Raw genomic sequence first — 7,867 nt, 5'->3', positions numbered from 1 at the left:
GAGGACGTCAAGGAGTTCTACCTCGGCATGGGCGGGGGCGAGCGCAAGTCCTTCAAGGACATCAAGAGCTACAAGCGGCGCAAGCGCTGGCTGGCGTAGGAGATACCACCATGAGCGAGCATTTCGATCACTTGGAGACCCGCTCGCAGGCCGAGCGGGAGGCCTATCTGATGAAGGCCTTGGCGCGGCAGGTCGAGCACGCCAGACGGCACACCACCGCCTATGCCGACATCCTCAAGGATGTCGACCCCGCGGCCATCAACACGCGCGAAGCGCTGGCGCAATTGCCCGTCACCCGAAAGCACGAACTGATCGCGCTGCAACGCCAAGGGCGCGCGCTGCATGGGGGCCCTTTTGGTGGCTTCTGCAGCATCGGCTACGGGCCCGGCATGTCCCGGGTCTTCGCCAGCCCGGGACCGATCTACGAACCCGAGGGCGAAGGCCGGGGCAGTTGGCGCGTCGCGCGCGCCATGCACGCCGCCGGTTTCCGGCGCGGCGACCTGATCCACAACGCCTTCAGCTACCACCTCACGCCCGCTGGCGCCATCATGGAGTCCAGCGCCATCAGCCTGGGCTGCACCGTGCTGCCCGCCGGCACCGGGCAGACAGAGCTGCAGGTGCAGACCATGGCCGATCTGGGGCCGCAGGCGTACGTGGGCACCCCGAGCTTCCTGAAGATCGTTCTGGAGCGGGCCGCCGACATGGGCGTGCCCCTGTCTTCGCTCAAGCGCGCCCTTTTCAGTGGCGAGGCCTGCTCGCAGAGCCTGCGGGGCTGGTTCCAGGAACAGGGCATTTCGGCCTTCCAGGCCTACGCCACGGCCGATCTGGGCCTGATCGCCTACGAGACCCAGGCGCTGGAGGGCATGGTGCTGGACGAAAACCTGGTTCTGGAAATCGTGCGGCCCGGCACCGGCGAGCCGGTGGCCGTGGGTGAAATCGGCGAGGTGGTCGTCACCACCTTCAACCCCACCTACCCGTTGATCCGCTTTGCCACGGGCGACCTGTCGGCCTTCCTGCCCGGCCAATGCCCCACCGGCAGGACCAATCTGCGCATCGAGGGCTGGCTGGGCCGCGCGGATCAGACCACCAAGGTGCGCGGCATGTTCGTGCACCCGACCCAGGTGGCATCGATCTCCGAGCGCTTTTCAGAGATACGGCGTGCCAAGCTGGTCGTCAGCGGCGAAATGGGCACGGACCACATGCTCTTCCAGGTCGAGGTGTCGAGACCTTCCGAAGAACTCGAGCAGCGCATCCAGGAGGCGATCCGCGAAGTCACCAAGCTGCGGGCCGAGGTGGCGCTGCTGGTGCCCGGAGCGCTTCCCGAGGACGGCAAGACCATCGAAGACCTGAGGCGCCACCGCTAGGGTCAGGCATGCGGCTCGGGCTGGCCCTCCGCACCGCCGCCTTGCCCGTCCATGCGCGCCCCCACGTGCACCTCGCCGCGCGCTTCGGCCAGCTCCACCTGGCGCTGGCGCTCCGCGAGGCGGGCTTTCTCTTCCGGGCTGCGCTGGTCGTGGCAATGGGCACAGCTCACGCCCTTGACGTAGTGGGGTGAGGCCTTTTCCTCGGGGCTCAGTGGCCAGCGGCACGAACGGCAGAGCTCGTGCGGGCCGGGCGCCAGGCCGTGGCCCACGCTCACGCGCTCGTCGAACACGAAGCAGTCGCCCTGCCAGGTGCTTTGCTCGGGCGGCACCTCTTCCAGGTACTTGAGGATGCCGCCTTCCAGGTGATAGACCTCGTCGAAGCCTCGCATCTTCATGAGGGCGGTCGACTTCTCGCAGCGGATCCCGCCGGTGCAGAACATCGCCACTTTGGGTTTCCTGCCCTCACCCTGCAAGGCCGGCTGGGCATCCAGCCAGGCCGGCAGTTCGGTGAAGGTCTTGATGTTCGGGTTGATCGCGCCCTGGAAGGTGCCGATGGCCACTTCGTAATCATTGCGCGTGTCGATCAGCACCACGTCCGGATCGGCCAGCAAGGCGTTCCAGTCCTGCGGTTTCACGTACTGGCCCACGGTCTGGTTCGGGTCCAGCCCGGGCACCCGCAGGGTGACGATCTCTTTCTTCAACCGCACCTTCATGCGGTGGAACGGCGGATGATCGCTCCAGGAGGTCTTGTGCGGCAACTGAGCCAGGCGCGGGTCGGCGCGCAGGTGGGCAAGCACCGCCAGCACCCCCTCTTCCGGCCCCGCGATGGTGCCGTTGATGCCTTCGCGCGCCAGCAGCAACGTGCCCTTGACGCCGTGGGCCTCGCAGCAGGCCAGAAGGGGTTCGCGCAGGTCGGCGTGGTCCGGCAGATCGACGAACTGGTACAGGGCGGCGGTGAGAAAGGCGGGCATGGGGGGATTATCCCGCGCCCTACAGCGGCTCGACGCGCGAGAGGTCGGGCTTCTCCAGCCACCGGGCGAACTCGTCGGCCAGCTGGCGCGCGGCGCTGGTGGCGCCGTTCCAGGCCTTCATGCGCGCCGGCAGGTCCTGCCCGTAGCGGCTGAAGTCGTCCCGGTCGGGCAGCTTGCTGTTGGGCAACTGCTTGACCCACTCCGGATCGGGCGCGATCACCAGCATGGTGTCCAGCGCCGGGCTGCTGCGGTGCCGGCCCTTCCAGGCCTTGTCGAGCCAGCCGGGCACCACGGCTTTCTGGAAGTGGGGGTACAGCACGATGGGCGATGCCGTCGGCGGCTGGTACTGCAGGTGCAGGTGGTAGTCGGTGAGACCGCCGTCCCAGTAGGTGCCCGGTGGCGCGCCCGCGATGTTGCGCACCGGGCGCAGCATGAAGGGAATCGAGCAGCTCGCCTGCAACGCGTCCATGAAGTTGTCGGCGAACATCGGTACCTGCCGCGTGCGGTAGTCGAGCGTGGCGAAAGGCAGCGGGCTCACCCCGCCCGAGCCGGACGGCACGGACGAGAACACCACCCGCTCCAGCCAGGCGCCCAACGCCTTGCGGTGCAGCGCATTGGCGGTGAAGGCGCCGAGGTAACCCAGCGGCGTGCGCAGGTGGCCTTCGTGCCGCAGCAGCAGGCGCCCCCGCGAGGTGACGATGTGCAGGCGGTAGCGGGGGTTGTGAAGGGCTTCCTCCACCCGTCCGCCGTAGAACAGCTGAAGGTTTTCACCGAAGCGCTGGCTGATCTGGCTGGCCGTGGGGCGCTTTTGCCCGGCGGGCAGGTCGTAGTGCTGGGCGATGTAGTCCCGCTCCAGCCGTTCGAAGGCTTCCACGGGGTTGTCCAGGCAGGCCGTGGCCATGCGCCAGGCGCCGATGGACGCACCGACCAGGTGCACGGCCTGATCGCTGCGCGGCAGCCACTCGCCGAACAGGAAACGATCGAGGGGGCCGAGGATCAGGCCCTTGGGGCCGCCCGCCGCCGCGGGGATGATGCCGACGTCGTGGGGACGCAGGCCATGTTGTTCGATATGCCGCCGGGCCGTGGGGCCGGCGTAGAGACGGAGCGCGGACATAGGGCTGCGATTGTCGCGCAGCCCCGGAGGTTCAAAAAGATCAGTTCGGTTCGGACGCCTCGGTGACTTCCGAATGGCGCGAAATCGACGGAATCTCTTCGGCCACCACGGTGTCGGGATCGATGCCGAGCACCAGCCCCACGGGATCCGGGTAGGTGTTGATCAGCAGCTCCGAGCGCATCTGCTGCTCTTCGGCGCGAGCGCGCCAGGAGCCGATGTGGATCACGCCGGCAATGGGCTCGTACACATCGTTGTCGAACGGCGCGGTCTGGTGCAGGATCGCGTTGATCATGCGCTTGGGGAAATGCCAGTCGCGCGCCAGCGCCGCGCCCACTTCGGCGTAGCTGTAGCCGAACAGGCCGCGCTCGGCCTTGGCGCGCTTGAGATCGAGCATGGGTACGCTGCGGTCGAGGTCGATCATGGCCTCGGGCATGCCCACGTGCATGACGAGTTCGCCGATGCCATGGATCAGGCCGGCCGTGAACGCGGTGTTCTCGTCCATCTTGATCGGCAGCGCGATGTAGCGCGAGAGGTTGGCCGTGTTGAGGCTGTAGCGCCAGAACTGGTTGAGGTTGACCCCACCCACGGTGTGGAAGCCTTCGCCCAGCGAGGCGGCAATCACCAGCGCGCGCACCTTGATGAGGCCCAGCACATTGATCGCGTCGCGCGCATTGCTCACCGAGCGGTGCAGCCCGAAGAAGGCGGAATTGGCGGTCTTGAGCAGCTTGGCGGTCAGCACCGGATCGTCTTCGATCAACGAGGCCGCCAGCATGGCGTCGACATCTTCCTTGTCGAAGGTCTCGATCAGCTTGCGCACGACCTTGGGCGCAGACGGAAGTGCATTCGGTTGCTTGAGGAGCTTTTCGAGTTGCATGATGACCTGCCTTTGCTGAGACGTGACTGCAAGAAAGTTGTCCCTTTGTCATCGTCGCAAAGGCGACGCACTTTAGAACTTTTCAGTCAATGAAGGCGCTGAGGGCCTGGCTGAATGACCATTCCGTGGGATCCTTGCCCAGCACGCTGTCCAGGTCCAGGCCCAGCGTGAGGCCGATCATGTCGGGGAAGGTGGCCACGAGGCCGGCTTCGTCGAGCTGGATTTCCTCGGCACGGGCGCGCCAGGAGGCCAGGTGCAGCACGCCGCCGAGCGTGTCGTACACCTCGCCGTCGAACGGCGCGGTCTGGTGCTTGAGGGCGGAGACGATGGTGGTGGGGAACTGCCACTTTTCGGCCATGCCGGCGCCGACCTCGGCGTAGGTGTAGCCCAGCACCGAGCGCTCCACCTCGGCGCGGCGCAGGTCCAGCGGCGGCGTGCCCATGTCGATGGGGCCGATCACGTCGGGCATGGCGATGTGCATGATCAGGTCGCCGATGGCGTGCACCAGGCCGGCGGTGAAGGCATTGCCCTCGTTCTGGCGCAGCAGGCTGGAGAGCGAGCGCGAGATATCGGCCACCCGCAGGCTGTAGCGCCAGAACTGGACCATGTCCACGCCCGGCACGTTCTTGAAGCTTGAGCCCAGCGCCGCGGCCATCACCAGCGAGCGCACATGGGTCATGCCCAGCAGGGCCACCGCCTCTTCGGCGCTGCCGATCTGGCGGCTGACGCGGAAAAAGGCCGAGTTCGACAGGCGCAGCACGCGGGTGGTGAGCGCGGGATCGTGCGCCACCAGGCTGGCGACGCGTTTGGGGCTGGGGTCTTCCTTGTTCATCTCGGCCAGCAGGTCCGAGACGGTGCGCGACATCGCGGGCAAGGCGCGCGGGTAGTTCAGGAGGGCTTCGAGTTCCATGGGGTGGTGAAGGCCGTGCGTGCAGAAGGATTTCCGATTTCCCTCCTTATCGGCGACTCAACCGAAGACTTGAGGCCGGTGGGCCTCAAGTCTGTCGCCCCTGCCCGGCCGGGCCCCGGCGCGGGCTCAGGCGCCTTTTTTCAGCTTGGCGAAGGCCGAGGCCATGGCCGATGGCGCCGGTGGCGAGGCCGGGCCGCTGGAGCGGCCGTGTCCGCGCGAGGCTTCGAAGCGGTTGTCGCGCGGCCCATCGCGCCGGGCCGGCGCGGCGTCGAGCTTCATGGACAGGCCGATGCGCTTGCGCGCCACGTCCACTTCCATCACCTTGACCTTGACGATATCGCCGGTCTTGACGATCTCGCGCGCGTCGTTCACGAACTTGTGCGACAGCTGGCTCACATGCACCAGGCCGTCCTGGTGCACGCCGAGGTCCACGAAAGCGCCGAACTGGGCCACGTTGCTCACCGTGCCTTCGAGGACCATGCCCTCGCGCAGGTCGCTGATGTCGTCCACGCCTTCGTTGAAACGCGCCACCTGGAAGTCCGGGCGCGGGTCGCGGCCGGGCTTTTCCAGTTCGCCCAGGATGTCCTTGACCGTAATGACACCGAAGCGCTCGTTGGCGAACAGCTCGGGCCGCAGGGTCTTGAGCATGTCGGCGCGGCCCATCAGCTCGCCCACGGGCTTGCCGGTCTTCTCCATGATCTGCTCGACCACGGCGTAGGTTTCGGGGTGCACGCCGGTCATGTCCAGCGGGTTCTCGCCGCCGCGGATGCGCAGGAAGCCCGCGCTCTGCTCGAAGGTCTTGGCGCCCAGGCCGGCCACGTCCATCAGCTGCTGGCGGCTCTTGAACGCGCCATGCGTCTCGCGCCAGCGCACCACGGCCTTGGCCACGCTGCCCGAAAGGCCGGAGACGCGCGAGAGCAGCGGCACGCTGGCGGTGTTCAGGTCCACGCCCACGCCGTTCACGCAGTCTTCCACCACGGCGTCGAGGGTGCGCGCGAGCTCGCTCTGGTTCACGTCGTGCTGGTACTGGCCCACGCCGATGCTCTTGGGGTCGATCTTCACCAGCTCGGCCAGCGGGTCCTGCAGGCGGCGCGCGATGCTGGCCGCGCCGCGCAGGCTCACGTCCACGTCGGGCATTTCCTGCGAGGCGAATTCGCTCGCGGAATAGACCGAAGCGCCCGCCTCGCTGACCACGACCTTCTGCACACCGGTCAGGTTGGCCTTCTCCAGCAGCTTGATGAGGTCGGCGGCGAGCTTGTCGGTTTCGCGGCTGGCGGTGCCGTTGCCGATGGCGACCAGGTTCACGCCGTGCTTGCGGCCCAGCAGCGCCAGGGTGTGCAGCGCGCCGTCCCAGTCGCGCCGGGGTTCGTGCGGGTACACCGTGGCGGTGTCGACGAGTTTGCCGGTGGCATCGACCACCGCCACCTTCACGCCGGTGCGGATGCCCGGGTCCAGGCCCATCACCACCTTGGGGCCGGCCGGCGCGGCCAGCAGCAGGTCGCGCAGGTTGTCGGCGAAGACCTTGATCGCCACCGCCTCGGCGCTCTCGCGCAGGCGGGCGAACAGGTCGCGCTCGCTGGAGAGCGAGAGCTTGACGCGCCAGGTCCAGGCCACGCACTTGCGCAGCAGGTCGTCGGCGGCGCGGCCCTTGTGGCTCCAGCCCAGGTGCAGGGCGATGCGGCCTTCGGCCAGCGAGACCACGGGCGCGGCCTTGCCGGTGGTGGCGGGCACCACCTCGGGCTCGGGCAGCACCAGCTTGGCGTCCAGGATCTCCAGCGCGCGGCCGCGGAACACGGCCAGCGCCCGGTGCGACGGCACGCGGGCGATCGGCTCGTCGTAGTCGAAATAGTCGCGGAACTTCGCCACCTCGGGCGCGTTCTCGTCCTTGCCGTTCACCAGCGTGCTCTTGAGCAGGCCTTCGGTCCAGAGCCATTCGCGCAGGTTCTGCAGCAAGGTGGCGTCTTCGGCCCAGCGCTCGCTCAGGATGTCGCGCACACCGTCGAGCACGGCCGGCACGGTGGAGAAATCGGCGCCGGGCTTGCCGTCGTCCAGCACCTCCAGCGGACGGGTGAACGCGGCGGCTTCGGCCGCCGGGTCCAGCGTGGGGTCGGCGAACAGCTTGTCGGCCAGCGGTTCGATGCCGAATTCGCGCGCGATCTGGCCCTTGGTGCGGCGCTTCTGCTTGAACGGCAGGTAGAGGTCTTCGAGTTCCTGTTTGGTCGGCGCGGCGGCGATGGCGGCGCGCAGCGCGTCGGTGAGCTTGCCCTGTTCGTCGATGCTCTTGAGCACCGAGGCACGGCGGTCTTCGAGTTCGCGCAGGTAGTCCAGGCGGTAGGACAGCTCGCGCAGCTGGATGTCGTCCAGGCCGCCCGTGGCTTCCTTGCGGTAGCGCGCGACGAAGGGCACCGTGGCTCCCCCATCCAGCAGCTCGACCGCTGCGAGCACTTGTCGTTCTTCAACCCTGATTTCTGTGGCGATCTGCCGGATGATCTGCTGCATGCACCGTCGATGTGGAAACGAGAAGCGCGCGAGTTTGCCACAGCCGTTGGGGCTACCATGGGCGCTGTTTGTGGTAGGCGCCTGACCCGTTTCCACCATGCAAGACGACCTCTTCGGCGACCCGCCTCCTCCCCC

6 protein-coding genes and 1 pseudogene are annotated in these 7,867 nt (G+C 67.6%); 2 read left to right on the top strand and 5 right to left on the bottom strand.

Annotated elements, in window-relative coordinates:
* Nucleotides 1–99: pseudogene (locus AC3WPZ_RS27015) on the top strand (ABC transporter ATP-binding protein); the annotation flags it as partial.
* 11 nt (nt 100–110) lie between these two features.
* On the top strand, nt 111–1,364 hold the full coding sequence (locus tag AC3WPZ_RS27010) for a phenylacetate--CoA ligase family protein (protein ID WP_382324886.1): 1,254 nt from the start codon (nt 111–113) through the stop codon (nt 1,362–1,364).
* Nucleotides 1,365–1,366: 2 nt separating this feature from the next.
* Here AC3WPZ_RS27010 and trhO read toward each other — a convergent pair whose 3' ends face one another.
* The 5 genes from trhO to AC3WPZ_RS26985 form a co-directional block, all read right to left on the bottom strand.
* The gene (gene trhO, locus AC3WPZ_RS27005) at nt 1,367–2,335 is read right to left on the bottom strand and encodes an oxygen-dependent tRNA uridine(34) hydroxylase TrhO (RefSeq protein WP_382157845.1); all 969 of its coding nucleotides are present in this window, start codon (nt 2,333–2,335) and stop codon (nt 1,367–1,369) included.
* Nucleotides 2,336–2,354: 19 nt separating this feature from the next.
* Nucleotides 2,355–3,449, bottom strand: a complete 1,095-nt coding sequence (locus AC3WPZ_RS27000; RefSeq protein WP_444686593.1) for a patatin-like phospholipase family protein — start codon at nt 3,447–3,449, stop codon at nt 2,355–2,357.
* Nucleotides 3,450–3,489: 40 nt separating this feature from the next.
* The gene (locus AC3WPZ_RS26995; protein WP_382157841.1) at nt 3,490–4,323 is read right to left on the bottom strand and encodes an HDOD domain-containing protein; all 834 of its coding nucleotides are present in this window, start codon (nt 4,321–4,323) and stop codon (nt 3,490–3,492) included.
* Between the two features lie 82 nt (nt 4,324–4,405).
* Nucleotides 4,406–5,233 carry an HDOD domain-containing protein gene (locus tag AC3WPZ_RS26990; protein ID WP_382157839.1) on the bottom strand — a complete coding sequence of 276 codons (828 nt, stop codon included), beginning with the start codon at nt 5,231–5,233 and terminating at the stop codon, nt 4,406–4,408.
* A 126-nt stretch (nt 5,234–5,359) separates the two neighbouring features.
* On the bottom strand, nt 5,360–7,732 hold the full coding sequence (locus tag AC3WPZ_RS26985) for a Tex family protein (protein ID WP_444686594.1): 2,373 nt from the start codon (nt 7,730–7,732) through the stop codon (nt 5,360–5,362).
* Nucleotides 7,733–7,867: the final 135 nt, after the last annotated feature.

Source organism: Hydrogenophaga sp. FW305-3-2-15-A-LB1 (assembly GCF_058787875.1).
The sequence above is the reverse complement of the archived record's forward strand: the minus strand, read 5'-3'. Positions and strand labels throughout refer to the sequence as shown.